This is a genomic window from Pseudomonas sp. S49 (assembly GCF_009866785.1).
Classification (GTDB): Bacteria; Pseudomonadota; Gammaproteobacteria; order Pseudomonadales; family Pseudomonadaceae; genus Aquipseudomonas.
This window is the reverse complement of sequence record NZ_CP019432.1, coordinates 6,462,995-6,487,154: the sequence shown is the minus strand read 5'-3', so window position 1 is coordinate 6,487,154 and position 24,160 is coordinate 6,462,995. Positions and strand designations below refer to the sequence as shown.

The 24,160-nt window shown below is 59.8% G+C and carries 23 protein-coding genes and 1 pseudogene; 7 read left to right on the top strand and 17 right to left on the bottom strand.

From position 1 onward, the window contains the following. Positions 1 to 40: 40 nt before the first annotated feature. The 5 genes from recG to exbB all read right to left on the bottom strand — a co-directional run bounded on the left by recG (position 41) and on the right by exbB (position 5,455). On the bottom strand, positions 41 to 2,116 hold the full coding sequence (gene recG / locus PspS49_RS28885) for an ATP-dependent DNA helicase RecG (protein ID WP_016985805.1): 2,076 nt from the start codon (positions 2,114 to 2,116) through the stop codon (positions 41 to 43). A 9-nt stretch (positions 2,117 to 2,125) separates the two neighbouring features. After that, complete coding sequence (locus tag PspS49_RS28880; protein ID WP_007920331.1) at positions 2,126 to 3,055, bottom strand: hydrogen peroxide-inducible genes activator; 930 nt, start codon at positions 3,053 to 3,055, stop codon at positions 2,126 to 2,128. Between the two features lie 277 nt (positions 3,056 to 3,332). After that, entirely contained in the window at positions 3,333 to 4,079 is a 747-nt protein-coding gene (locus PspS49_RS28875; protein ID WP_127930238.1) for an energy transducer TonB, read from the bottom strand. After that, entirely contained in the window at positions 4,076 to 4,504 is a 429-nt protein-coding gene (exbD, locus tag PspS49_RS28870) for a TonB system transport protein ExbD (protein ID WP_007920333.1), read from the bottom strand. The genes PspS49_RS28875 and exbD overlap by 4 nt, the downstream gene beginning before the upstream one ends. A 6-nt stretch (positions 4,505 to 4,510) precedes the next feature. Continuing rightward, entirely contained in the window at positions 4,511 to 5,455 is a 945-nt protein-coding gene (gene exbB / locus PspS49_RS28865) for a tonB-system energizer ExbB (protein ID WP_160042344.1), read from the bottom strand. Between the two features lie 188 nt (positions 5,456 to 5,643). Here exbB and PspS49_RS28860 point away from each other — a divergent pair, with 188 nt between their 5' ends. Then, positions 5,644 to 6,501, top strand: coding sequence for an SDR family oxidoreductase (locus PspS49_RS28860; RefSeq protein WP_160042342.1), 858 nt, complete (start codon positions 5,644 to 5,646; stop codon positions 6,499 to 6,501). Between the two features lie 139 nt (positions 6,502 to 6,640). Here PspS49_RS28860 and PspS49_RS28855 read toward each other — a convergent pair whose 3' ends face one another. The 6 genes from PspS49_RS28855 to PspS49_RS28830 form a co-directional block, all read right to left on the bottom strand. Next, on the bottom strand, positions 6,641 to 7,381 hold the full coding sequence (locus tag PspS49_RS28855) for a hypothetical protein (protein ID WP_160042340.1): 741 nt from the start codon (positions 7,379 to 7,381) through the stop codon (positions 6,641 to 6,643). A gap of 67 nt (positions 7,382 to 7,448) precedes the next feature. After that, complete coding sequence (locus PspS49_RS28850) at positions 7,449 to 7,829, bottom strand: RidA family protein (protein ID WP_003229509.1); 381 nt, start codon at positions 7,827 to 7,829, stop codon at positions 7,449 to 7,451. A gap of 24 nt (positions 7,830 to 7,853) precedes the next feature. Beyond that, complete coding sequence (gene spoT, locus PspS49_RS28845) at positions 7,854 to 9,959, bottom strand: bifunctional GTP diphosphokinase/guanosine-3',5'-bis pyrophosphate 3'-pyrophosphohydrolase (RefSeq protein ID WP_016985811.1); 2,106 nt, start codon at positions 9,957 to 9,959, stop codon at positions 7,854 to 7,856. 57 nt (positions 9,960 to 10,016) lie between these two features. Further along, the gene (rpoZ, locus tag PspS49_RS28840; RefSeq protein WP_127930233.1) at positions 10,017 to 10,280 is read right to left on the bottom strand and encodes a DNA-directed RNA polymerase subunit omega; all 264 of its coding nucleotides are present in this window, start codon (positions 10,278 to 10,280) and stop codon (positions 10,017 to 10,019) included. A gap of 167 nt (positions 10,281 to 10,447) precedes the next feature. Continuing rightward, positions 10,448 to 11,068 carry a guanylate kinase gene (gene gmk, locus PspS49_RS28835; protein ID WP_007920339.1) on the bottom strand — a complete coding sequence of 207 codons (621 nt, stop codon included), beginning with the start codon at positions 11,066 to 11,068 and terminating at the stop codon, positions 10,448 to 10,450. Between the two features lie 12 nt (positions 11,069 to 11,080). Next, positions 11,081 to 11,944, bottom strand: a complete 864-nt coding sequence (locus PspS49_RS28830) for a YicC/YloC family endoribonuclease (RefSeq protein WP_127930232.1) — start codon at positions 11,942 to 11,944, stop codon at positions 11,081 to 11,083. A 268-nt stretch (positions 11,945 to 12,212) separates the two neighbouring features. Here PspS49_RS28830 and rph point away from each other — a divergent pair, with 268 nt between their 5' ends. The 3 genes from rph (at position 12,213) to gltS (ending at position 14,901) form a co-directional block, all read left to right on the top strand. Next, on the top strand, positions 12,213 to 12,935 hold the full coding sequence (rph, locus tag PspS49_RS28825) for a ribonuclease PH (protein ID WP_016985814.1): 723 nt from the start codon (positions 12,213 to 12,215) through the stop codon (positions 12,933 to 12,935). A gap of 28 nt (positions 12,936 to 12,963) precedes the next feature. Next, positions 12,964 to 13,332 (top strand): DUF4870 domain-containing protein, encoded by a 369-nt coding sequence (locus tag PspS49_RS28820; RefSeq protein WP_007920344.1) that lies wholly within the window; start codon positions 12,964 to 12,966, stop codon positions 13,330 to 13,332. A gap of 357 nt (positions 13,333 to 13,689) precedes the next feature. Further along, positions 13,690 to 14,901: a sodium/glutamate symporter gene (gltS, locus tag PspS49_RS28815; RefSeq protein WP_160042338.1), complete on the top strand. Its 1,212-nt coding sequence runs from the start codon at positions 13,690 to 13,692 to the stop codon at positions 14,899 to 14,901. A gap of 79 nt (positions 14,902 to 14,980) precedes the next feature. Here the strand turns inward: gltS and PspS49_RS28810 are convergent, their stop codons facing one another. Next, a complete protein-coding gene (locus PspS49_RS28810; protein ID WP_007920349.1) occupies positions 14,981 to 15,760 on the bottom strand; it encodes an exodeoxyribonuclease III in 780 nt (259 codons plus the stop codon). Positions 15,761 to 15,842: 82 nt separating this feature from the next. Here PspS49_RS28810 and pyrE point away from each other — a divergent pair, with 82 nt between their 5' ends. Continuing rightward, on the top strand, positions 15,843 to 16,487 hold the full coding sequence (pyrE, locus tag PspS49_RS28805; protein WP_008078597.1) for an orotate phosphoribosyltransferase: 645 nt from the start codon (positions 15,843 to 15,845) through the stop codon (positions 16,485 to 16,487). A 168-nt stretch (positions 16,488 to 16,655) separates the two neighbouring features. On the opposite strand, the gene argB is transcribed toward pyrE, so the two are convergent. From argB to coaBC, 4 genes and pseudogenes are all read right to left on the bottom strand, one after another. Further along, positions 16,656 to 17,561: an acetylglutamate kinase gene (argB, locus tag PspS49_RS28800; RefSeq protein ID WP_007954443.1), complete on the bottom strand. Its 906-nt coding sequence runs from the start codon at positions 17,559 to 17,561 to the stop codon at positions 16,656 to 16,658. Positions 17,562 to 17,578: 17 nt separating this feature from the next. Next, a pseudogene (locus PspS49_RS28795) lies at positions 17,579 to 18,982 on the bottom strand (phosphomannomutase/phosphoglucomutase); the annotation flags it as partial. 297 nt (positions 18,983 to 19,279) lie between these two features. Next, the gene (gene dut / locus PspS49_RS28790; RefSeq protein WP_038359240.1) at positions 19,280 to 19,735 is read right to left on the bottom strand and encodes a dUTP diphosphatase; all 456 of its coding nucleotides are present in this window, start codon (positions 19,733 to 19,735) and stop codon (positions 19,280 to 19,282) included. Between the two features lie 5 nt (positions 19,736 to 19,740). Further along, entirely contained in the window at positions 19,741 to 20,949 is a 1,209-nt protein-coding gene (gene coaBC / locus PspS49_RS28785) for a bifunctional phosphopantothenoylcysteine decarboxylase/phosphopantothenate--cysteine ligase CoaBC (RefSeq protein ID WP_095119812.1), read from the bottom strand. A gap of 133 nt (positions 20,950 to 21,082) precedes the next feature. On the opposite strand from coaBC, the gene radC reads away from it, so the two are divergent. Further along, entirely contained in the window at positions 21,083 to 21,757 is a 675-nt protein-coding gene (radC, locus tag PspS49_RS28780) for a DNA repair protein RadC (protein WP_160042336.1), read from the top strand. Positions 21,758 to 21,890: 133 nt separating this feature from the next. Here the strand turns inward: radC and PspS49_RS28775 are convergent, their stop codons facing one another. After that, the gene (locus tag PspS49_RS28775) at positions 21,891 to 23,477 is read right to left on the bottom strand and encodes an ABC transporter substrate-binding protein (RefSeq protein ID WP_127930229.1); all 1,587 of its coding nucleotides are present in this window, start codon (positions 23,475 to 23,477) and stop codon (positions 21,891 to 21,893) included. A 448-nt stretch (positions 23,478 to 23,925) separates the two neighbouring features. Between PspS49_RS28775 and rpmB the strand changes: the two genes are divergently transcribed. Then, positions 23,926 to 24,159, top strand: coding sequence for a 50S ribosomal protein L28 (gene rpmB, locus PspS49_RS28770; protein WP_007920377.1), 234 nt, complete (start codon positions 23,926 to 23,928; stop codon positions 24,157 to 24,159). Position 24,160: the final 1 nt, after the last annotated feature.

Below are 24,160 nucleotides of genomic sequence, written 5' to 3'. Positions count from 1 at the left end.
CAGCTTGGTCGGAACGATCTGTCAGAAACTGCGACGGTGCTCACACTTGGCCGTATTGCTGCCCATGGCGCAGCCAGCGGTCGAGCAATGGGCTGACGTGGGTCGGCCAGCGTTCCAGCAAGGCTTGCGCGGCGTCGCGTACGGCGGGCAATAAGTCGGCGTCGCGCATCAGGTCGGCGACTTTGAATTGCAGCAGGCCAGTCTGACGGGTGCCGAGCATTTCGCCGGGGCCGCGCAGTTCGAGGTCTTTTTCGGCGATGACGAAACCGTCGTTGGTCTCGCGCATGATGCCCAGGCGCTGACGACCGATCTGCGACAGCGGCGGATGGTAGAGCAGCACGCAATGGCTGGCGGCGCTGCCCCGGCCAACGCGGCCGCGCAATTGGTGCAGTTGCGCGAGGCCAAGACGCTCGGGGTTTTCGATGATCATCAGGCTGGCATTGGGCACGTCAACGCCGACTTCGATCACCGTGGTGGCGACCAGCAATTGCAAATTGCCGGCCTTGAATTCGGCCATGACGGCAGCCTTCTCGACGGGTTTCATGCGCCCGTGAATCAGCCCGACTTTCAGTTCGCCGAGGGCTAGAGTGAGGTCTTCGAAGGTGGTTTCGGCGGCCTGACAGGTGAGCTCTTCCGACTCTTCGATCAAAGTGCAGACCCAATAGGCCTGACGGCCTTCGGCGCAGGCACCGCGCACGCGTTCGATGACTTCGACGCGGCGCGTATCGGTGACCAGCACGGTGTTGACCGGAGTTCGCCCGGGCGGCAGTTCGTCGAGGATCGAGGTGTCGAGGTCGGCGTAGGCGCTCATCGCCAGAGTGCGTGGAATCGGCGTGGCGGTCATGATCAGTTGATGCGGGCACATGCGCCCGCCGACGCCTTTCTGCCGCAGCGCCAGACGCTGTTGCACACCGAAGCGATGCTGTTCGTCGATGATCACCAGCGCCAGATTCTTGAACTGCACTTCGTCCTGAAACAGCGCGTGAGTGCCGACCACCATTGGCGTGCCGCTGGCAATCTGCTCCAGCGCGGCGACGCGGTTCTTGCCCTTGAGCTTGCCGGCCAGCCACGCGACTTCGATGCCCAGTGGTTCGAGCCAGCGCTTGAAGGTGATGAAATGCTGTTCGGCGAGAATCTCGGTCGGCGCCATCAGTGCGACTTGGTAACCGGCCTCCAGCGCCTGTAATGCAGCGAGAGCCGCGACCACGGTTTTGCCCGCGCCGACGTCGCCCTGAATCAACCGCAGCATCGGTTCGTGCTGGCTGAGGTCGTAGGCGATTTCGTTGCCGACACGCTGTTGCGCACCGGTCGGGTTGAAGCCGAGGTTGGCCAGATATTTCGGCGGCAGCTTTTTCGCTTTCGGCATGGCTGGCGCGCGCAGCGAACGCATGCTTTCGCGCAGACGTTGCTGTGAAAGTTGGTGCGTCAGCAGTTCTTCGAAAGCGAGACGATGCTGCGCCCAGTGATGGCCGAGGGCGAGTTCATCGACGTCGGCATCGGCGGGCGGGTTGTGCAGATAGCGAATCGCATCGGCCAGTGGCGCCAGTTGGTAGTCGCGGGCCAGTTCGGTCGGCAGCCAGTCGGGCAGGGTGTCTGGCTTGAGCATCGTCAGAGTTTGCAGACACAGCTGGCGCAGACGCGCTTGGGTCAGGCCTTCGGTGAGCGGATAGACCGGGGTCAGGGTTTCATCGACTGGCGGCGGTTCGTCACCGGTGATGGCGCGGTATTCCGGGTGGTAGATTTCCAGGCCGGACGCACCGGGCCGGGCTTCGCCGTAGCAGCGAACCCGCGTGCCACGCTTGAGGCCTTCTTTCTGCGCATTGCTGAAATGGTAGAAACGCAGACTCAGGCCGCCGGTGCCGTCCTGCAAGCGCACGACGAGGCTGCGCCGGCGGCCCATGACCACGTCGGCGCCGCTGACGGTGCCTTCGACCACGGCGTCTTGTCCCGGTCGCAACGCACCGATCGGCACCACGCGGGTGCGATCCTGATAGCGCAGCGGCAGGTGAAACAGCACGTCCTGCAGATTCTCCAGGCCGACCTTGGCCAATTTCTCGGCCATGGCTTCGCCGACACCCTTGAGTGCCGTCACCGACACTTGCGACAACTCCGTCATGACGCTCGCTTAACCGGCCGTAACCGGTGCCGCTGGCTTGGCCACCGAACACAGGCGAATGGAGTCGGCGAGAATCTCGATGGCTTTCGGCCGTGGGAAACTCGCGCGCCAGGCAATGGCCACGGTGCGGAACGGCACTGGCGGCGACAGTGGCCGCACTTCGATCACGCCCGGGGCGTAGTGATGGCTGTCGACCGCCGACAACGGCAGGATCGAGATGCCCAGACCGGACGCAACCATGTGCCGGATGGTTTCCAGCGAGCTGGATTCGACGGTGGTGTGCTTGGCGCCGTCGTTGCCCTTGGTCAGGGTAGGGCAGGCTTCCAGCACTTGATCGCGGAAGCAGTGGCCTTCGCCGAGCAGCAGCAGGCTCTTGTCGTTGAGCAGGCCAGCATCGATGGTTTCTTTTTGCGTCCACGGGTGCTGGGCCGGCATCAACACGTAGAACGGCTCATCGTAGAGCGGCAGGGTCAGCACGTCGGCTTCGTTGAACGGCAGGGCGATGATGATCGCGTCGAGCTCGCCGTTGCGCAGTTTGTCGCGCAGCACGTGGGTGAAGTTTTCTTCGATGTACAACGGCATCTGCGGGGCGACCCGGTGCAGTTGCGGAATCAGATGCGGGAACAGGTAAGGACCGACGGTGTAGATCGCGCCGACTTTCAGCGGCGCGGTCAGCTGGTTCTTGCCGGCCTGGGCCAGTTCACGGATGCCTTGCGCTTGTTCGAGGACTTTCTGCGCCTGGGCGACGATGCCTTCGCCGACCGGGGTCAGGCGCACGGCACTTTTGCTGCGCTCGAAAATCAGCACACCGAGTTCGTCTTCAAGCTTTTTCACGCCCACCGACAGGGTCGGCTGGCTGACGTGGCAACGTTCGGCGGCGTGGCCGAAATGCTGCTCTTGGGCGAGGGTAACGATGTAGCGTAATTCTGTGAGGGTCATAGCAAGCGTCCATGAAGATGCGGGCCAAGCATACCGACTGCAATCGATAGACGCACGTTATCAGACTGAGTGTGGAATGCGACACCGGGCAATGTCGGTTTGCCGCGGGCAGATACGCAAAAGGCACCTTTCGGTGCCTTTATTTCGATCTAACGTTCAACGCGTAACCACTGTGGGAGCGAGCCTGCTCGCGAAAGCGGTGGGTCAGACAAGCATGTGCTGACTGACACGACCTCTTCGCGAGCAGGCTCGCTCCCACAGGGTATTGCGGTGTTGCTTAGCGGCGGCGTTCGAGGGAGTAAACAAACGGCGCAACAATTTCAATCGAGCCATTGTTCAGCATGTCGGCCGGTGGCTTGGGCAGCGGTTGTGCGCGGCGGATCATTTCCAGGGTTGCCCGGTCCAGATCAGCGTTGCCCGAGCGGCCCACCAGTTCAAACGACAACACATTACCTTCGGCATCCACCACGAAACGCAGACGGTTCAAGCCTTCCTTGCCCCGCGCCTGAGCACTTTGCGGGTACTTCTTGTACTTGGCCAAATGCGCGAGCAGGGTGCCTTGCCAGCTGGCCTTGGCGGCCAACTGTGCCGGCGACGGACCCGGCGCAGGCTGGGCGGATTTCTCCGTCGGTGCCTGAGTCGGTTGAGTGTCGGCCGGTTTCTCCTCGGAAGGTTTTTCCTTCGGTGGATCAGGCAGCTTCTTCTCGACCGGCTTCGGCGGTTTCGGCTTTGGCTTCGGCTTGGGTTTCTGCACCGCGATTTCAGCTTTCGGTGCCTCGGCCAGCTTCGGAATCGGCAACTCTTCAACCGGCGCCGGTGGCTGCGGCGGTGTGACGACTTTCGGCGGAGCAGGCGGTGGCGGGGCCGGAACCGGGGCCAGCTCGACCATCATTGCCTGTGGGGGCAATTCGATGGGCGGGCGGGCGGTCCAGTTCAGCGCCAGCGCGATGGCCAGCGCGTGAACGCCCAGCACCACGGCCAGGCTACCGCTGTAACGCGTCAGCTTATGGCGCGTCGTGATCATTTCTTGGCTGCCGTCTCAAGTCCGACCAGACCGACCTTCAGGTAACCGGCGGAGCGCAGCTTGTCCATCACGCTCATGAGGTCGCCGTAATCCACGCCTTTGTCGGCCTGGAAGAAGATGGTGGTGTCTTTCTTGCCCTGAGTCTTGGCGTCGAGCACGGCGCCAAGGGTTTCGGCTTTCACTTCATCGTCGCCGATGTACAGGCGCTGGTCAGCCTTGACGCTGAGGAACACCGGCTTCTCTGGCCGCGGCGCCGGTTTGGCGGTCGAGGCGGGCAGGTCGACTTTGATGTCCACGGTGGCCAATGGCGCGGCCACCATGAAGATGATCAACAGCACCAGCATCACGTCGATGAACGGCGTGACGTTGATTTCGTGGTTCTCGGCCAGATCGTCGTCTGCGCCTTCTTTCAAATGCAGGCCCATGGCCGATTACCCCACTTTCACCATGTGCGGTTGCGAGCTGCGCTCAGGCTGGTGGTCGAGGTCGCGGCTGACCAGCAGCAGCACTTCTGCCGAGGCGTCGGAAACCTGCGCCTTGTAACCGGCGATGGAGCGGGCGAAGACGTTGTAGATCACTACCGCAGGAATCGCAGCAACCAGACCCAATGCAGTGGCCAGCAGCGCTTCAGCAATGCCGGGCGCGACGACAGCAAGGTTGGTGGTCTGGGTTTTGGCGATGCCGATGAAGGAATTCATGATGCCCCACACGGTGCCGAACAGACCCACGAACGGCGCGGTGGAACCGATGGTGGCGAGGACACCGGTGCCGCTGCTCATGTTGCGACCGCAGGCGGCAACCAGACGCTCGAGGCGGAAGCTCACGCGTTCCTTGATGCCTTCTTTCTCGCGGCTGTTGACCGACAGGCGCATCTCTTCGAGGGCGTCGTGCACCAGCAGGTTGGCGAGGGTGCCTTCCTTGCCGGCAGTGGCGCTGGCTTCTTTCAGGGTGGTGGCTTTCTTCAGGGCGGCGATTTCGCCACGCAGACGACGCTTGGCGCCCATCAGCTCGAAGCCTTTGGCGATCCAGATGGTCCAGGTGATGATGGAAGCGATGGCCAGACCGATCATCACGATTTTCACGATGATGTCGGCGTTCTGGTACATGCCCCACGGCGACAGGTCGTGGGCCATGCCCAGGCTATTGTCGGCTTCGAGAACTTCAGGAACGTCGGCAGCGTCAACCGCTTGCACCGGATCGGTAGCGGCCGGGGCAGCTGCTGGTGCGCTTTGCTCGGTGGCGGCTGGCGTTGCTGGCGCTTGAGCGTCGGCGAAAGCGGCGGTCGGTGCCAGCATCAGGCTGAGCAGCAGAGCCGCCACTGCGCTCCAGGCGCGAGGTCGATTGGTTGGCGAAGCGGGGATTTGATTACGTGTCATGCTGGCCGGACCTGAGATAGAAAAACGGTGATGCTCTACCAGGCCTCGTGAGGCCGAGAACAAAAGTGGCGTGCATTATTGCAAGTAATTCTTGTTAACAAAAGTAATAGAGTATCTTTTTTTCCTGCATTGCTAGCCGCTCGTCCTGTCCCGAGGCTAGTCTGTGTCTTTCCGATAGGAGTTTTTTGATGTCCGCGCCTTCTGTTTTGATTGCCGGTTGTGGTGATGTCGGCAGTCGTCTGGCCAAGCAATTGCTGGCGGCTGGCTGGGAAGTTCATGGCCTGCGCCGTGACGTTTCGAAGCTGCCTGCTGGGGTGATTGGCGTTGCCGGCGACCTGTTCAACGAAGACTGCCCGGCGACCTGGCCGGTGGGGGCGGTGGACTATCTGGTGTATTGCGCTGCGGCCACCGATCACGATGAAGCCGGTTATCGCGCGGCTTATGTGCAGGGTTTGCAGAATGTGCTGAGCTGGCTGGATGACTATGGGCAGGTGCCTGAGCGGCTGATTTTCGTTTCCAGCAGCAGTGTGTATGGGCAGCAGGAGGGTGAGTGGGTCGATGAGAACTCAGAGACCATCGCTGCCGGTTATTCCGGGCGATTGATGCTGGAGGCTGAGCAGGTCGCGCTTAAGAGTGTCATCCCTGCGAGCATTCTGCGTTTGACCGGGATCTACGGGCCGGGCCGCGAATGGCTGCTGACTCAAGTGCGTCGCGGTTATCGCGTGGCGGTTGATCCGCCGCTGTATGGCAATCGGATTCATGCTGACGACGCGGCAGGATTGCTGGCGTTCCTGTTGGAGAAAGATCGGCAGGGCGTGAAACTGGAGGATTTCTACATCGGCGTCGACGACGCGCCGGCACCCTTGGCCGAGGTGGTGGGCTGGTTGCGTGAGTATCTGGGTGTTACCGAATGGTCTGAAGATGCCAGTGTGCGGCGCACCGGTAGCAAACGCTGCAGCAATGCCCGGGCGAAAGCGTTGGGCTGGACGCCAACGTACCCGAGCTACCGCGAAGGCTACGCCGCGATCCTCGAAGGTAAATGCTGACTTCCTGACACCCCAAAACAACTGTAGGAGTGAGCCTGCTCGCGATGAGGTCATAACATTCAACACGTATGCTGACTGTTAGACCGCTATCGCGAGCAGGCTCACTCCTACAGGGGATATCTGCGAATTCAGCAGCGGGTTACTGCTTCTCCAGCAACCACTTGCGCTCGCCCGGCGTGTACTGCGGCATTTCATCCGCCAGCGCCGTGTTCACGGCCTGGAAAATCTCCAGTTCCTTGCCCTTGCGCGCAAAGATGTAGGCATTGCCCTGACCGTTGAGCTGCAGCCACATGTTGTCGTTGGTGCTGCTCATCGACGCGCAATCGCCCGCCAGGCACAAGGCATAACGGTCGGCACCCGGCAAACCGGAAACCTGGCCATCAGCCTGGAACTGCACGGTGCTGCCTTCGCCCTGACCACTGGCGATTGTCCAGCTGCCGCCCATGTAGGCGGAATACAGCGCGCGTTCGAAACTGGCACCGATCGGCGCGCCTTCCGGAACCGGAATCTGTGCACGGTCGAACACCTGCTCGGGTTCGTTCTCGCTGGCGGCTTGCTGCAGTTGCCCGCCGTCGCGTTTCAGCTCACTGGCGGAGCTGCCATAGAAGTCGACTTTCCAGGCGCCGGACTGTTCGCCCAGCAGCCGTCCTTCGACGTTCTCAAAACCGTTGGTGTAGCGGGCCTGACCGGCCTTGGTGTTGACGTCCCACTCAAGATTCGGGCCATAGGCCTGAAGCGCTTCGCGCAGGGGGCCGCCCTTGGCTGCGGCATCGATCGCCACCTGGTTGATCCAGGTGCCGCTGATGTCACGGTCGGCAGGGTTGCTGGCGCAGCCGCCGAGGAAAATGGCGAACAGCGGGAGAGCTAGCGCTTTGCGCATGGTGGAATCCTTTCAAAACCTTTTCTTGCAGCAGTCGGCGCGGCGGTTGAAGGCCGCGCCGTGCGCATCACTCGATGACCAGAATGGCATCCATTTCAACCTGCGAACCCTTTGGCAGGGCAGCCACGCCGATGGCGGCGCGGGCCGGGTATGGCTGGTCGAAGTACTTGCCCATGATCTCGTTGACCTTGGCGAAGTGGCTCAGGTCGGTGAGGAAGATGTTCAACTTGACGATGTCCTTGAACGAACCGCCGGCCGCTTCGGCCACGGCTTTGAGGTTCTCGAACACCTGGACGGTCTGGGCTTCGAAGCCTTCAACCAGTTCCATGGTTTTTGGGTCCAGCGGAATCTGACCCGACATGTAAACGGTGTTGCCGGCCTTGATCGCCTGGGAGTAAGTGCCGATGGCGGCCGGGGCCTTGTCGCTGGTGATAACGGTCTTGGTCATGTATGACTCCTTGTAATGGTTGAGTTATGCACGCATGCGGGTGATGCGGATCACCCCGGTCAAGGCGCGCAGCTTCTTGATCACGCGGGCCAGGTGCACACGGTCGTGGACGCTGACCACCAACTGGACAACGCTGATGCGACCATCGCGTTCGTCCATGCTGATTTTCTCGATATTGCCGTCGGCCGCGTTGACGCTGCTGGCCAGCAGGGCGATCAGGCCGCGCTGGTGTTCCAGCTCGACGCGCAGTTCGACGTTGAATTCGCCGGTGACATCCTTGGCCCACGAGAGCTGGATGCATTTTTCCGGGTTGTGCCTGATTTCGCTGATGTTGCGGCAGTTGTCCAGGTGCACGACCATGCCTTTGCCCGCCGACAGGTGCCCGACGATCGGGTCGCCCGGGATCGGCGTGCAGCACTTGGCGTAGCTGAGCACCAGACCTTCGGTGCCGCGAATCGCCAGAGGGCCTTCCGGGCTTGGCAATTGTTCGCCTTCGCCGAGCAGGCGGCGGGCGACCACGTAAGCCATGCGGTTGCCCAGGCCAATGTCTTCAAGCAAATCTTCGATCAGTTCGAGGCGGTATTCGGTGAGCATGGCTTTGACGCGTTCGGCCTGGACTTTCTCCAGCGAACTGTCGAAACCATTGAGAACCTTGTTCAGCAGGCGTTCGCCGAGGCTGATGGACTCGGAGCGACGTTGCAGTTTCAGCGCATGGCGGATGTGCGTGCGCGCCTTGCCGGTGACCACGAAGTTGAGCCACGCCGGGTTTGGCCGTGCGCCGGGGGCGCTGACGATCTCGACCGTGGAGCCGCTTTGCAGCGGTTCGGACAGCGGTGCGAGACGACGGTTGATCCGGCAGGCAATGCAGCTGTTGCCGACATCGGTGTGGACCGCGTAGGCAAAGTCGACCGCCGTGGAGCCTTTCGGCAGCTCCATGATCCGGCCTTTGGGCGTGAACACGTAGACCTCGTCCGGGAACAGGTCGATCTTCACGCTCTCGATGAATTCCAGCGAGTTGCCTGCACGTTGCTGCATTTCCAGCACGCCTTTGACCCACTGACGGGCGCGGGCGTGAGTGCCTTTCGGCTGCTCGTCACCACTGGACTTGTACAGCCAATGGGCAGCGATGCCGTTGTTGGCCATCTCTTCCATTTCGCGGGTACGGATCTGGATCTCGATCGGTACGCCGTGCATGCCGAACAGCGTGGTGTGCAGCGACTGATAGCCGTTGGCCTTGGGGATCGCGATGTAATCCTTGAAGCGCCCTGGCAGCGGTTTGTACAAATTATGTACAGCACCTAGCACGCGGTAGCAGGTATCGACCTTGTCGACGATGATCCGGAACGCGTAGACGTCCATGATCTCGTTGAAGGCCCGACGTTTGCCGCGCATTTTCTTGTAGATGCCGTAGAGGTGTTTCTGGCGCCCGCTGACTTCACCCTGGATGCCGTCGATCGCGAGGCAATGGCCAAGGGATTCTTCAATCTTGTTGACGATTTCCTTGCGGTTGCCCCGGGCGCGCTTGACGGCCTGGTAGATCCGCGCGGAGCGCATCGGGTGCATCGCCTTGAAGCCGAGGTCTTCGAATTCGATGCGGATCGCATGCATGCCCAGCCGGTTGGCGATGGGCGCGTAGATTTCGAGGGTTTCCTTGGCGATCCGGCGGCGTTTTTCGCCAGACAGCACTTCCAGTGTGCGCATGTTGTGCAGGCGGTCAGCGAGTTTGACCAGGATCACGCGAATGTCGCGCGCCATGGCCATGGCCATTTTCTGGAAGTTTTCGGCCTGGGCTTCGGCCTTGGTCTCGAAATTCATCTGGGTCAGTTTGCTGACCCCGTCGACCAGTTCGGCCACGGTTTCACCGAACTGCGCTTGCAGCGCTTCCTTGGCGATACCGGTGTCTTCGATCACGTCATGCAGCATCGCAGCCATCAGGCTCTGATGGTCCATGTGCATGTCGGCAAGAATATTGGCCACGGCAAGAGGATGCGTGACATACGCCTCGCCACTGCGACGGCGTTGACCGTCATGGGCTTGTTCGGCGTAGAAATACGCTCGGCGGACCAGGTTGACCTGGTCGTTGCCGAGGTAGGTCGATAAGCGATCGGCGAGGGCGTCTATGCTCGGCATGATGATTCCTGCCGTAAGCTGTGATCCCGCGCCGTGCTACGTCGACCAGGCATAGGCTTAGACGGCCTCGTTGGACTCGTCCTCGAACGCTGCGAACAGCGGCTCTTCCTGGACGATTTCCTGCTCGGCGATGAACTCGTAGCTCATCAGGCCTTCAGCGATTTCACGCAGGGCGACAACAGTCGGCTTGTCGTTTTCCCACTGGACCAGTGGCTCTTTGCCGCCGGTGGCCAGTTGACGGGCACGCTTGGTAGAGAGCATGACCAGCTCAAAGCGGTTTTCCACGTGTTCTAGGCAGTCTTCAACGGTTACGCGGGCCATGGTATTCCTCGGAGCGAATGCAATATGCGCGCTGCCCGGTTGGGCGAGCGGACTCGACAGTTTAAAAAATCACCAGCGATTAGGGAAGCGCTGATTTTTTCACCAAGCCCTTCAACGCGCTGCAAGCACCAATGTAAAGCGCTTGCAGCGGTTTTGGGAAGTGCTGATTATCCGAGCAATTCGGCCAGCAATTTGCCGAAACGTACTTGCTGGCGTTTCTGTTGCAGCTGATTGGCGCGGAAAATCGCCTTCAGATCGTCCAGTGCGTGAGCAAAATCATCGTTGATGATCAGGTAGTCGTACTCGACATAGTGACTCATCTCGTTGACCGCTTCGCGCATCCGGCCGTCGATGATCTCGTCGCTGTCCTGACCGCGGTTGGTCAGGCGTTGGTGCAGGGCCTGAAGCGACGGCGGCAGGATAAAGATCGAGCGTGCCTGCGGCATCAGCTTGCGCACTTGCTCGGCGCCTTGCCAGTCGATTTCAAGAATCAGGTCGTGACCTTCGTCCAGCGTCTGCTGCAGGCGGCTTTGCGAGGTGCCGTAGAAGTTGCCGAAGACTTCGGCGCGTTCGAGGAAGTCGCCGTGCTCGCCCATTTTCACGAACTCTTCGCGGGTCACGAAGTGATAGTTCACGCCGTCCACTTCACCTGGGCGCATGGCGCGGGTGGTGTGGGAAACCGAAACGCGAATTTCCGGTATGGCATCGGTCAAAGCCTTGACCAGACTGCTCTTGCCCGCGCCCGATGGCGCGGAAATGATGTACAGGGTGCCGGTGCTGTGGGTCATGTCGGGGTTGCCTTACTCAATATTCTGCACTTGTTCGCGCATCTGCTCGATCAACACTTTGAGGTTGACGGCCGCCTGGGTGCTGCGCGGATCGAAGGCCTTGGAGCCCAGTGTGTTGGCTTCGCGGTTGAGTTCCTGCATCAGGAAGTCGAGGCGGCGTCCGGCCGCACCACCGGACTTCAGTACCCGGCGCACTTCGATGATGTGGGTGCTCAGGCGATCCAGTTCTTCGGCCACGTCGCTCTTTTGCGCGAGCATGACCATTTCCTGTTCGAGGCGCTGTGGATCCAGTTCGGCCTTCATGTCGGTGAAGCGATCGAGGACCTTCTGGCGCTGAGTGGCGAGCATTTGCGGCACCAGTTCACGCAGGGTCACGACGTCTTCTTCGATAGAGGTCAGGCGCTCGTTGATCAAGCGTGCCAGCTCCGCGCCTTCGCGCTCGCGGCCGGCCTTCAACTCTTTCAAGCCTTGATTGAACAGGGCGAGTGCGTCGGCGTTCAGTGCCTGCGGGTCGCTCGCATCGCCGACCAGTACGCCGGGCCAGGCCAGCACCTCAAGCGGATTCAGTGCGGCAGGATTCTTGATCAGGCCGGCAACGGTCTCGGCCGCAGCGACCAACTGCGCGGCGCGCTCGCGATCGACTTGCAGCGCTTTGCCGGTGCTTTCTTCGGTGAAACGCAGGGTGCATTCCAGTTTGCCTCGCGACAGACCTTGACGCAGCGCTTCACGCACCGCGCCTTCGAGGTCGCGAAACGACTCCGGCAAACGCAGGTGCGGTTCAAGGTAGCGGCTGTTGACCGAGCGCAGTTCCCAGCTCAGGGTGCCCTGGGCGCCGGCTTTTTCGACGCGGGCGAAGGCGGTCATGCTGTGCACCATGGCGGTGACCTCGCAATGCAGATCGGCGCAGCAGATGTTCCGCAGGCTCGATATCAATGAATTTAAGCCGACTGGCAGCAAAGGCGCAGGATTGTAGCGCAGTGCGGCGAATGCGCCCAAACACACGGTGTGACAAAGGGCTGCAGCCCGTCGGTAATGGGTGTTTCAAGGGCTTCAGTCGTCGTCCCGATTTTTTAGCGAGTGCCCAGGGGCGGTGCAGCGCTCTATAATGCTCGGCAGTTTTCCGTCCTCAGTACAGGTATCTCCTATGAAACGTCCAAGTGGTCGCGCTGCCGATCAGCTCCGCTCGATCCGCATTACCCGCAACTACACCAAGCACGCCGAAGGTTCGGTGCTGGTCGAATTCGGTGATACCAAAGTCATCTGCACCGTCAGCGTCGAAAACGGCGTGCCGCGCTTCCTCAAAGGCCAGGGCCAGGGTTGGCTGACCGCCGAGTACGGCATGCTGCCGCGCGCCACTGGCGAGCGTAACCAGCGTGAAGCGAGCCGTGGCAAGCAGGGCGGTCGCACTCTGGAAATCCAGCGCCTGATCGGCCGTTCCCTGCGCGCTGCGCTGGACATGTCCAAGCTGGGTGATGTCACCCTGTATGTCGACTGCGATGTGATCCAGGCTGACGGCGGTACTCGTACCGCTTCCATTACCGGTGCCATGGTTGCACTGGTTGACGCGTTGAAAGTGATCAAGAAGCGCGGCGGCCTCAAAGGCGGCGATCCGCTCAAGCAAATGATCGGTGCCGTGTCGGTTGGCATGTATCAGGGCGAAGCCGTGCTGGATCTGGACTATCTTGAAGATTCCGCCGCCGAGACTGACCTCAACGTGGTGATGACCAGCACCGGTGGTTTCATCGAAGTACAGGGCACTGCCGAAGGCGCGCCGTTCCAGCCGGAAGACTTGAACGCCATGCTGGAGCTGGCCAAGCAGGGCATGAACGAAATCTTCGAACTGCAAAAGGCTGCACTGGCCGACTGAGCAGGTGCATAACCGCAAGGAGGACACGATGAGTGACGAGCAAGAGTTGCTGCCCAAACCGAGCCAGGAGGTTCGCCAGTGGGCGATGTTTTGTCACTTGTCCGCCTTGCTGGGGATCTGGATTCCGTTCGGCAATCTGATCGGACCATTGATCCTTTGGCAGATGAAGCGCGAGACAGATCCGTTCATCGATGCGCAGGGCAAGGAGGCGTTGAATTTTCAGATCACCGTCGCCATCGCCTCGTTGATTTGCTTCCTGCTGATGGTTCTGATCATCGGGTTCTTCCTGCTGGGGATACTGGCGATCGGCGCGCTGGTTTTGACGATCATCGCCGGTGTGAAAGCCAATGAAGGTTTTCCTTACCGATATCCGTTTACCTGGCGACTGATCAAATAACAAGCTCGAAAAGTTTAAAATCAATGCCCTGACCTGTCAGGGTATTTTTATTTATGCAACTAAATTAGTCTCTGCTATATGTAGGAATAATCTGACTGCGATGACTGGTCGATACTCTTTCCGTATATACACTTTTGGTCACAACTGTATTGGCTTAGTTTGGATTCATGGCCTTGGAATCAAAGGCGACGATTGTTAAAGTTGGCCGAATAATATTTCTCCTGAAATATTAAGATATATTCAAGCCATCGAAGGCTTTTGAATTTCCGAGTAATCAGTGTTGAGACAATCAGCCGGTTCATGAGGCGCGTGCAGGTAAACAGCTCGCCTCTGAATATATAGCCAAGAATAATCCCAATGATTCAGCTCGATTTTTACGGAACACTTGTGGCCGCCTCGTTAGTGCTTCTGCTAGGGCGCGGGCTCGTTATGCGTGTTGGTTTCATGCGCAGTTACAATATCCCCGAGCCTGTCGCGGGTGGCTTGGTAGTTGCCTTGCTTTTATTGCTGCTGCGAATGTTCGATATTGAAATTCGTTTCGATACTTCCCTGCAGACACCTTTGATGCTGGCCTTTTTTGCCACCATTGGTCTGAGCGCAGACTTTGCCAGCCTGAAGAAAGGCGGCCGCATAGTTGGGGTATTTCTCCTGGCGGTCACCGGGCTGTTGGTGGTGCAGAATGCCATGGGTATCGGCTTGGCAAAAATGCTCGGGCTTGATCCATTGATGGGGCTGCTGACCGGTTCGATCACTCTGGCGGGCGGTCATGGCACCGGTGCTGCGTGGGGTACGGTATTCAGCGAGAAGTACGGTCTGGCGTCTGCGTCGGAACTGGCGATGGCATCCGCGACGTTTGGCCTGGTGCTGGGTGGTCTGATCGGCGGACCAGTCGCGCGCTTGCTCATCAAGCGAGTGCAACTGCCCGGTTGTCAGAGTCAGGATGCGCCGCCGCGGTTGCCAAAAGGCTTCGAGCAACCAAACAAAGAACGCTCGATTACGCCGTTTTCGTTTATAGAAACACTCGCCCTGATCGCGGTCAGTTTGCTGGCGGGCAATCTGTTGAACGGTCTGCTGCAGGGGACCGCATTCGATTTGCCAACGTTTGTTTGTGTCCTGTTTGTAGGCGTGGTGTTGCGCAACGGGCTCTCGGCGCTGGGCCTGTATCAGGTGTTCGAGCGTGAAGTGTCGGTGCTGGGTAATGTCAGCTTGTCGCTGTTTCTGGCGATTGCCCTGATGTCGCTCAAGTTGTGGGATCTGGCCGCACTGGCGTTGCCGATTTTCATCATTCTGGCTGTACAGGCGCTGGTCATGGCGTTGTTCGCGATTTTCGTGACGTTCCGGATGATGGGGCGCAACTACGACGCGGCCGTGCTGGCTGCGGGGCATTGCGGTTTTGGCCTGGGCGCCACGCCGACTGCCATTGCCAACATGCAGGCCGTGACACAGCGCTACGGTCCCTCGCAGATCGCGTTTCTGGTGGTGCCGATGGTCGGGGCGTTCTTCATCGACATCATTAATGTCATCGTCATCAAGCTGTATCTGGCTTTGCCGTTCTTCGCAGCTGTCTGAATTCGAGCCTGCCTGGACGTGACGCATAAAAAATGCCCGTATCTTGCGATACGGGCATTTTTTAACTGCGAAACGACGCTTAGATGGTCAGCGTCCAGTCGTAGTCGACGATCAGTGGCGCGTGCTGCGAGAACCGTGGCTGACGTGGCAGGCGTGCGCTGCGCACGAAGCGTCGCAGGCCCGGGGTCAGGATCTGGTAATCGAAACGCCAGCCCAGATTGAGCATCTCGGCCTGTTCGTTATCCGGCCACCAGCTGTACTGGTCGCCTTCACGGCTGACTTCGCGCAGGGCATCGACATAACCCATGTTGCCGACAATCTCGTCCATCCAGGCGCGTTCTGGCGCCAGGAAGCCCGGGGATTGCTGGCTGTCGCGCCAGTTTTTGATGTCGAGCTTCTGCTGCGCCACGTACAGCGAGCCACAATAAATGTACTCGCGACGTTTGCGTCGCTGTTTGTCCAGGTACTTGCCGAAGTCGTCCATGAGCTTGAACTTCTGGTTCAAGTCCTCATCGCCGTTCATCCCCGAAGGGAGCAGCAAGGTGGCAATACTGACTTTGTCGAAATCTGCTTGCAGGTAGCGCCCGTAGCGGTCGGCCGTCTCGAAACCGAGACCGCTGATGACAGCCTTCGGTTGCAACCGCGAATACAAAGCCACGCCGCCTTGGGCAGGGACTTCAGCATCGCAGGCATAAAGGAAGTAGCCATCCAGTTGGAAGGCTGGGTCATCCAGTTCAAAGGCGGAGGCACGGGTGTCCTGCAGGCAGATGACGTCGGCATTCTGTGCTTGCAGCCAACTGAGCAAACCACGCTCGACTGCAGCCTGAATACCATTGACGTTCACACTGATGATCCGCATAAATGGCCCCAAAAATCGCGTGCGTGTATGATACACGGCGTCAAGCTAATTAGCTAAATCCGTGGTATTTGGGGTTTTTTTCATGCAAGCGTATCAGCGCGATTTCATTCGTTTTGCCATCGATCGCGGCGTTTTGCGCTTCGGTGAGTTCACCCTGAAGTCCGGGCGCACCAGTCCTTACTTCTTCAACGCCGGCCTGTTCAACTCGGGTTCGGCCTTGGCGCAGCTGGGGCGCTTCTACGCTGCAGCCATTGCCGAAAGCGGCATTCCCTTCGACGTTCTGTTTGGCCCGGCCTACAAAGGCATTCCGTTGGCGGCGACCACTGCCGTCGCGCTGGCCGAGCATCACGACCGTGACCTGCCATGGTGCTTCAACCGCAAGGAAGCCAAGGCCCACGGTGAAGGCGGCAGCCTCGTTGGCGCCCCGCTGACTGGGGACGTGCTGATCATTGATGACGTAATTACTGCGGGTACGGCAATCCGCGAAGTGATGCAGATCATCGCTTCCCAGGACGGCGCCAAGGCCGCTGGCGTGCTGATCGCGCTGAACCGTCAGGAGCGTGGCAACGGTGAGTTGTCGGCGATCCAGGAAGTCGAGCGTGATTTCGGCATTCCGGTGATCAGCATTGTTTCGTTGAATCAGGTGCTGGAGTTCTTGGCTGACGATCCGCAGCTCAAGCAGCACTTGCCAGCGGTGGAAGCCTATCGCGCCCAGTTCGGCGTTTAACCGCAGAGCACTGTGGGAGCGAGCCTGCTCGCGAAGAGGCCTTCACATTCAACATTGATGTGATGCAGAGACCGCTTTCGCGAGCAGGCTCGTTCCCACAGCGAATGCGGTGAAAAAAAAGACCCCGCTCAGCCAGGCTGAGCGGGGTCTTTTTGTTTGCGCTAAAGCTTAAGGACGCTTGCGATTGCTGATCAGCGTGCCCACACCGGTGTCGGTGAAGATTTCCAGCAGGATCGCGTTCGGCACGCGACCGTCGATGATCAGCGAGCTGCCCACGCCGCCCTGAACCGCTTCCAGCGCGCAACGGATCTTCGGCAGCATGCCGCCGTAGATGGTGCCGTCGGCGATCAGATCATCGACCTGCTGCGTGCTGAGACCGGTCAACACCGTGCCCGACTTGTCCATCAGGCCGGCGATGTTGGTCAGCAGCATCAGCTTCTCGGCTTTCAGCGCCTCGGCGACTTTACCGGCCACCAGATCGGCGTTGATGTTGTACGACTCGCCGTTCTCACCCACACCAATCGGCGCGATGACCGGGATGAAGTTGCCTTTGACCAGCAGGTTAAGCAGCTCGGTGTTGATCCCGACGACTTCGCCGACGTGACCGATGTCGATGATTTCCGGCTGGGTCATCTCCGGGGTCTGGCGGGTCACGGTGAGCTTCTTCGCACGAATCAGCCCGGCGTCTTTACCGGTCAGGCCGATGGCGCTGCCGCCGTGGCGGTTGATCAGGTTGACGATGCTTTTGTTGACCTGACCGCCCAAGACCATTTCCACGACGTCCATGGTCGCCGCGTCGGTGACGCGCATGCCATCGACGAAGTGGCTTTCGATCGACAGGCGCTTGAGCAGGTCACCGATCTGCGGGCCGCCGCCGTGCACGACCACCGGGTTGATGCCCACAGCTTTCATCAGCACGATGTCGCGGGCGAAGCCGGTTTTCAGCTCCTCGCTTTCCATCGCGTTGCCGCCGTATTTGATCACCAGGGTCTTGCCGACATAGCGTCGGATGTAAGGCAGCGCTTCGGACAGGACCTTGGCAGTGTTGGCGGCGGCATCGCGTTCGAGGGTCATTCAGGGCTCCGGGTGGATCAGAACGGTAGTTGGAGATCAGGTGCAACACGTTTCAATTGGGCGTGGAACACGTCTTTGATGCGCTGTAGTTCAGCCTCGTCATCGGCCTCGAAGCGCAGCACCAGCACCGGTGTGGTGTTGGACGCGCGCACCAGGCCCCAGCCTTTGGCGTAATCGACTCGCACGCCGTCGATGGTGGTCAGGTCAGCGCCTGCGCCCCACTGTGCGTCGTGCAGTGCATCAATGATGCTGAATTTGCTCTCTTCGGTCACATGGATATTGATTTCCGGCGTAGAAATATCGTTCGGGAAGGTCGCAAACAGCTCTTCCGCAGTGGATTTTTCCTTGCTGAGGATCTCCAGCAGCCGTGCGGCGCTGTAGATACCGTCGTCGAAACCGAACCAGCGCTCCTTGAAGAAGATGTGCCCGCTCATTTCACCGGCCAATAGCGCACCGGATTGTTTCATTTTCTTTTTGATCAACGAATGACCGGTCTTCCACATTAGCGGCCGACCACCGTATTCCTTGATCAGCGGCACCAGACGACGGGTGCATTTGACGTCGAAGATGATTTCCGCGTCCGGGTTGCGCGCCACGACGTCGCGAGCGAACAGCATCAGCAGGCGATCGGGGTAGACGATGCTGCCGGTGTTGGTCACCACGCCGACACGGTCGCCGTCGCCGTCGAAGGCCAGGCCGATGTCGGCGTTGGTTTCCTTGACCTTGGCGATCAGGTCGACGAGGTTCTCAGGCTTGCCCGGATCCGGGTGATGATTCGGGAAATTGCCGTCGACATCGCAGAACAGCGGGATGACTTCGCAGTTCAGCGCTTCGATCAATTGCGGGGCGATCACACCGGCCGCGCCGTTGCCGCAGTCGACCACGACCTTCATGCGCCGCGCCAGTTTGATGTCCTGGACGATTTCGGTGTTGTAGCGGTCGAGGATCTCGACCTGGGTGACGCTGCCCGCGCCGCTGCTCAGGTTGTTGGTCTTGAGGCGCTCGTGCAGGGCCTGGATCTGTTCGTTGGCGAGGGTGTCGCCGGCGATGACGATCTTGAAACCGTTGTAGTTCGACGGGTTGTGGCTGCCGGTGAGCATCACCCCGGACTTGCCGGCCAGGACGTTGGCGGCGTAATACAGCGCCGGCGTCGGCACCAGACCGACATCGCTGACATGGCAGCCGCTTTCGGCGATACCGCGAATCAGCTCGGCAACCAGCTCCGGGCCGGACAGGCGACCGTCGCGACCGACGGATACGTTCGGCTCACCTTGAGCCAGGCTCTGCGAACCGATGGCGCGGCCGATCCAGTAAGCGGTTTCGGCATTGAGGAATTCCGGCACGGTGCCGCGAATGTCATAGGCGCGGAAAATGCTGTCGGGCAGCTTCGGGGCGATCTTGGCTGGGGTGCTCATCTACGGAAATGCTCCATCTCGAAAGTGGCGGGACAGACCGACGAATCGTTCGACGGCAGGCTCAAACTGAAGGGTATGACGGCGTTTTTCACAGAGAGTTCGTGGTGTGAAAGGGCCATGACGCCTCGGCTGGCGTGGCCTTGGGCCGGCAAAACCTTGATTTACGGTGTTAAAACCTGTCGCTGAAACTGCACAAATTTCCCCTGTAGGAGCTGCCGAAGGCTGCGATCTTTTGACTTTGTTTTTTAAGATCAAAATCAAAAGATCGCAGCCTGCGGCAGCTCCTACAGGAGATGTACTCGGTTACTTGGTGCCGGTGTGGCCAAACCCGCCGGTGCCGCGTTCGGTTTCAACGAACTCTTCAACCATTTCGAAATGCGCCTGCACCACCGGTACCAGCACCAGTTGCGCCAGACGTTCGCCGACGGTCATGGTGAAATCGGTCTGGCCACGGTTCCAGCAGGACACCATCAGCGGGCCCTGGTAGTCGGAGTCGATCAGGCCAACGAGATTGCCCAGCACGATGCCGTGCTTATGGCCCATGCCCGAGCGCGGCAGGATCAGCGCGGCGAGGTTCGGGTCGCCGATGTAAACCGACAGGCCGGTCGGGATCAGCACGGTTTCACCCGGTTTGATCACGATGTCCTGATCCAGCATGGCGCGCAGGTCGAGGCCGGCGGAGCCCGGGGTGGCGTATTGCGGCAGCGGGAAATCGGTGCCGATGCGTGGGTCGAGGATCTTGGCTTGCAAAGCGTGCATGTAAATTAAACCTGGTTCAGACGTTCGGCGATAAAAGTGACCAGTTGGCGAGCGATCTTGCTCTTGCTGGTCTGGGCGAAAACCGTGGCGTGCAGCGCACGGTCAATCACGCTGCAGGCGTTTTCTTCGCTGTTGAAACCGATACTCGGGTTGGCGACGTCGTTGGCGACGATCAAATCGAGATTCTTGTCCTTCAGCTTGCGTGCAGCGTAGTCGAGCAGGTGTTCGGTCTCGGCGGCAAAGCCGACACTGAACGGACGGTCGGGACGGGTTGCGATGGTGGCCAGGATGTCTGGATTGCGCACCATTTGCAGGACGAAGCCGTCACCACTCGTAGGATCTTTCTTGAGTTTTTGCGGGGCAACGACTTCCGGGCGGTAGTCCGCGACCGCTGCAGAGGCGATGAACACGTCGCACGGGATCGCCGACTCACAGGCCGCGAGCATGTCGCGGGCACTGACCACATCGATACGGGTGACGCGATCCGGCGTCGGCAGGTGCACCGGGCCGCTGATCAAGGTTACGCGAGCGCCGGCTTCAACTGCGGCTTCGGCGAGGGCAAAGCCCATTTTCCCGGAGCTGTGGTTGGTGATGTAGCGCACCGGGTCGATGTTTTCCTGGGTCGGGCCGGCGGTAATCACCACGTGTTTACCGGTCAGCGCCTGCCGCTGGAAGCAGTCCGCCGCGCATTGTGCGAGGTCGGTGGCTTCCATCATGCGGCCCATGCCGACGTCGCCGCAGGCCTGACTGCCCGATGCCGGGCCGAAGGTCTTCAGGCCACGGCTTTCGAGGAGTTGCAGGTTGGCCTGAGTCGCCGGATCGCGCCACATCGCCTGATTCATGGCCGGAGCAACGGCGACGACAGCGTCGGTGGCCAACACCAAAGTGGTCAGCAAATCGTTGGCGATGCCTTGCGCCAGGCGGGCGAGCAGGTCGGCGGTAGCCGGGGCGATCAGCACCAGATCGGCCCATTTGGCCAGCTCGATGTGGCCCATCGCGGCTTCGGCGGCAGGGTCGAGCAAGTCGAGGTGCACCGGGTGGCCGGACAAGGCCTGCATGGTCAGCGGGGTAATGAACTCGGCGCCGCCATGGGTCATGACCACGCGCACTTCGGCGCCCTGGTCGATCAGGCGACGAACCAGATCAGCGCTCTTGTAGGCCGCGATGCCGCCGCCGACGCCCAGAACGATGCGTTTCCGATACAGCCGCTGCATAGGTCTGCCTTTCATTTCGTTGATGACTGCGATGCGATGCCCCTCCCCAGGGTTGAATCGACCGCAAAAAAGATGGGCTACGATATCACAGCGACCGCTACGGAACAGCGGCGCCCACAGACAGGGAATGTGTATGAGTATTCGCGATTGGCCTGCGGCGGAACGCCCGCGGGAAAGGTTGTTGGAACACGGGGCAGCGAGTCTTTCGGACGCTGAGTTACTGGCGATTTTTCTGCGCACCGGATTGCCCGGAATAAGCGCTGTGGACCTGGCGCGCAATCTGTTGACTCAATTCGGCAGCCTGCGTTTGCTGCTTGAGGCCGATCAGCACGCATTCAGCAAACAATTAGGGCTCGGGCCGGCGAAGTTTGCGCAACTGCAGGCGGCTCAGGAAATGAACAGGCGGCATCTGGCTGAGAAATCACGGCAGAAACCAGCCCTGGAAAACCCTCAGGTCGTTCGCGATTATCTGAAAGCGATGCTGCGTCACGAACCGCATGAGGTGTTTGGTTGCCTGTTTCTCGACTCCAAACATCAAGTACTGAATTTCGAGATACTTTTTCGTGGCTCGATCGACAACACCAGCGTGCATCCCCGCGAGGTTGTGAAGCGATGTCTGGCCAATAACGCGGCGGCGCTGATCCTGTGCCACAACCATCCATCGGGGAATACCGACCCCAGTCAGGCAGATCGATTGCTGACCAAGCGTCTGCAGAAGACGCTGGAGTTGATCGATGTGCGGGTGCTCGATCACTTCATCGTTGGCGATGGGGAGCCGCTGTCGATGGCGGAGTGTGGCTGGATGTAGTTCTCAGGGACAAACGCTATACCCCTGTAGGAGCGAGCCTGCTCGCGATAGCAATTTTCCAGTCACCGAATGGGTTGACTGAAATGACGCCATCGCGAGCAGGCTCACTCCTACAGGTTATGTGTAAGGCAGGTTATTTGAGGTTGACCTTGGAATAGTCCTGACGGCCAAACGGGCTCACGGAGTAACCCTGAACGTCTTTGCGTGTGAGCGCATAGGCTGTCGGGTGCGCCAGCGGCAACCACAGCGCCTGCTGCTGAATCTGCGTCTGCGCCTGCTCATACAGCTTGGTGCGCACGCCTTGCTCGCTGGTGGTCTTGCCGGCGCTGATCAGCTTGTCCAGATCGGCATTGCAGTAGCGTGCGAAGTTGGTACCCGACTTGACCGCCGCGCAGGAAAACTGCGGCGTGAGGAAGTTGTCCGGGTCGCCGTTATCGCCGGCCCAGCCCATGAACAGCAGATCATGCTCGCCGGCCTTGGCGCGACGAATCAACTCTCCCCACTCGATCACGCGGATTTCCGCCTGAATGCCGATTTCCGCCAGATCTGACTGCAACATCTGTGCGCCCAGGCTCGGGTTCGGATTCAGCAGGCTGCCGGAAGGACGCGTCCAGATGGTGGTCTGGAAACCGTCCTTCAACCCGGCCTTGGCCAGCAATGCCTTGGCTTTGGCGACATCGTGCGGGTAACCCGGCAGGTTCTTCGCGTAACTCCAGGTGTTCGGCGGGTAAGGGCCGTTGGCGGCTTCGGCGGTGTCTTCAAACACAGCCTTGATGTAGTTGGCCTTGTCGAAGGCGAGGTTGATTGCCTGACGCACTTCCGGCTTGTCCAGCGGCGGATGCTGGCTGTTAATGCCGACGAAAGCGGTCATGAACGCGTCAGTCTTTTCGACTTTCAGCGTCGGTTCTTTCAGCGCGGCTTGTACGTCGAGTGGCTTCGGTGACAGGGCGATCTGGCATTCATTGCGCCGCAGTTTTTGCAGGCGCACGTTAGCGTCCGGGGTAATGGCGAAAATCAACGGATCCACCGAAGGCTTACCGCCGAAGTAATCCGGGTTGGCCTTGTAACGAATCGCTGCGTCTTTCTGGAAACGGTTGAACACGAACGGGCCAGTGCCGATCGGCTGGCTGTTGAGCTTGTCGGTCGCGCCGGCTTTCATCAGTTTGTCGGCGTATTCGGCGGAGTAGATCGAGGCGAAGCCCATGCTCAGGGTCGCCAGGAATGTTGAATCCGGATGATCAAGAGTGAAGCGTACGGTCAGCGGATCGAGTGCGTCGATTTTCTTGATCAGCGCAGGCAGTTGCATCGACTGTGCGTGCGGGAAGCCGCTTTGAGCAACCTTGTGCCACGGGTTGGCCGGGTCGAGCATGCGGTCGAAGCTGAACTTGACGTCTTCGGCGGTCAGCTCGCGGCTCGGCTTGAAGTATTCGGTCGTGTGAAACTTCACCTGCGGGTGCAGCTTGAACACGTAAGTCAGGCCATCGGTGCTGACTTCCCAGCTGTCGGCCAGGCTCGGCACGACTTTGCCGCTGGCGGTATCGAAGTCCACCAGACGGTTCATCAGTACGTCCGCCGAGGCGTTGGTGGTGGTCAGCGAGTTGTATTGCACCACGTCGAACCCTTCCGGGCTGGCCTCGGTGCAGACGCTCAGCGCGGCGGCCTGGGCCAGGGGGCTCAGCAGGAGCGGGGCAAGCAACAGGGGTAGGGCAGCGAGGCGCATGGTCGGTTTCCTTTTACAGATCGAAGGCCCATCTGCAAGTGCAGTCTGGAAAAGGCCTACCCTAGAGGTCTGGATTACAAATGACTATCCCCTTTTTGCATTTTCGGGGCACAGTGATGGCCGTTTTTCAGGCTGCAGGGCGCGGCCAAAAGTCTGAAACACCCGCAAGGGTGGTTTTCTGCGACGAGTGGTAAAAATCGATGCCAGCCTTTATCCAAGGCGTTCGCAGGCTGAAAAAGCGCCTTTTTGTGGATTGTTTGCACACCGAATGTTGTTGCTCCGAAGTCTTTCTGGTATAAAGCAGCGCTCTTTTCTAGGGGCCCGGTTCCTTCACTGTAGGTGTAGCCGGTAAGACCTCTAAAGAAACGCGGCGCCTGGCGCCAAATGACTGAGAGATTAAGCGGCCAACCCATGCCGGGTTGGGCATGTGGTTTTAGAGGGCTGAGGCATGTCGAGAGTATGTCAAGTTACCGGTAAGGGTCCGGTGACTGGGAATAACATTTCCCACGCAAACAACAAAACCCGTCGTCGTTTCCTGCCGAACCTGCAGCATCACCGCTTCTGGGTTGAAGAAGAGAAACGTTTTGTGCGTCTGCGCGTATCTGCCAAAGGCATGCGTATCATCGACAAGCGTGGCATCACTGTCGTGCTCGCCGAACTTCGCCGCGATGGCAAGATTTAAG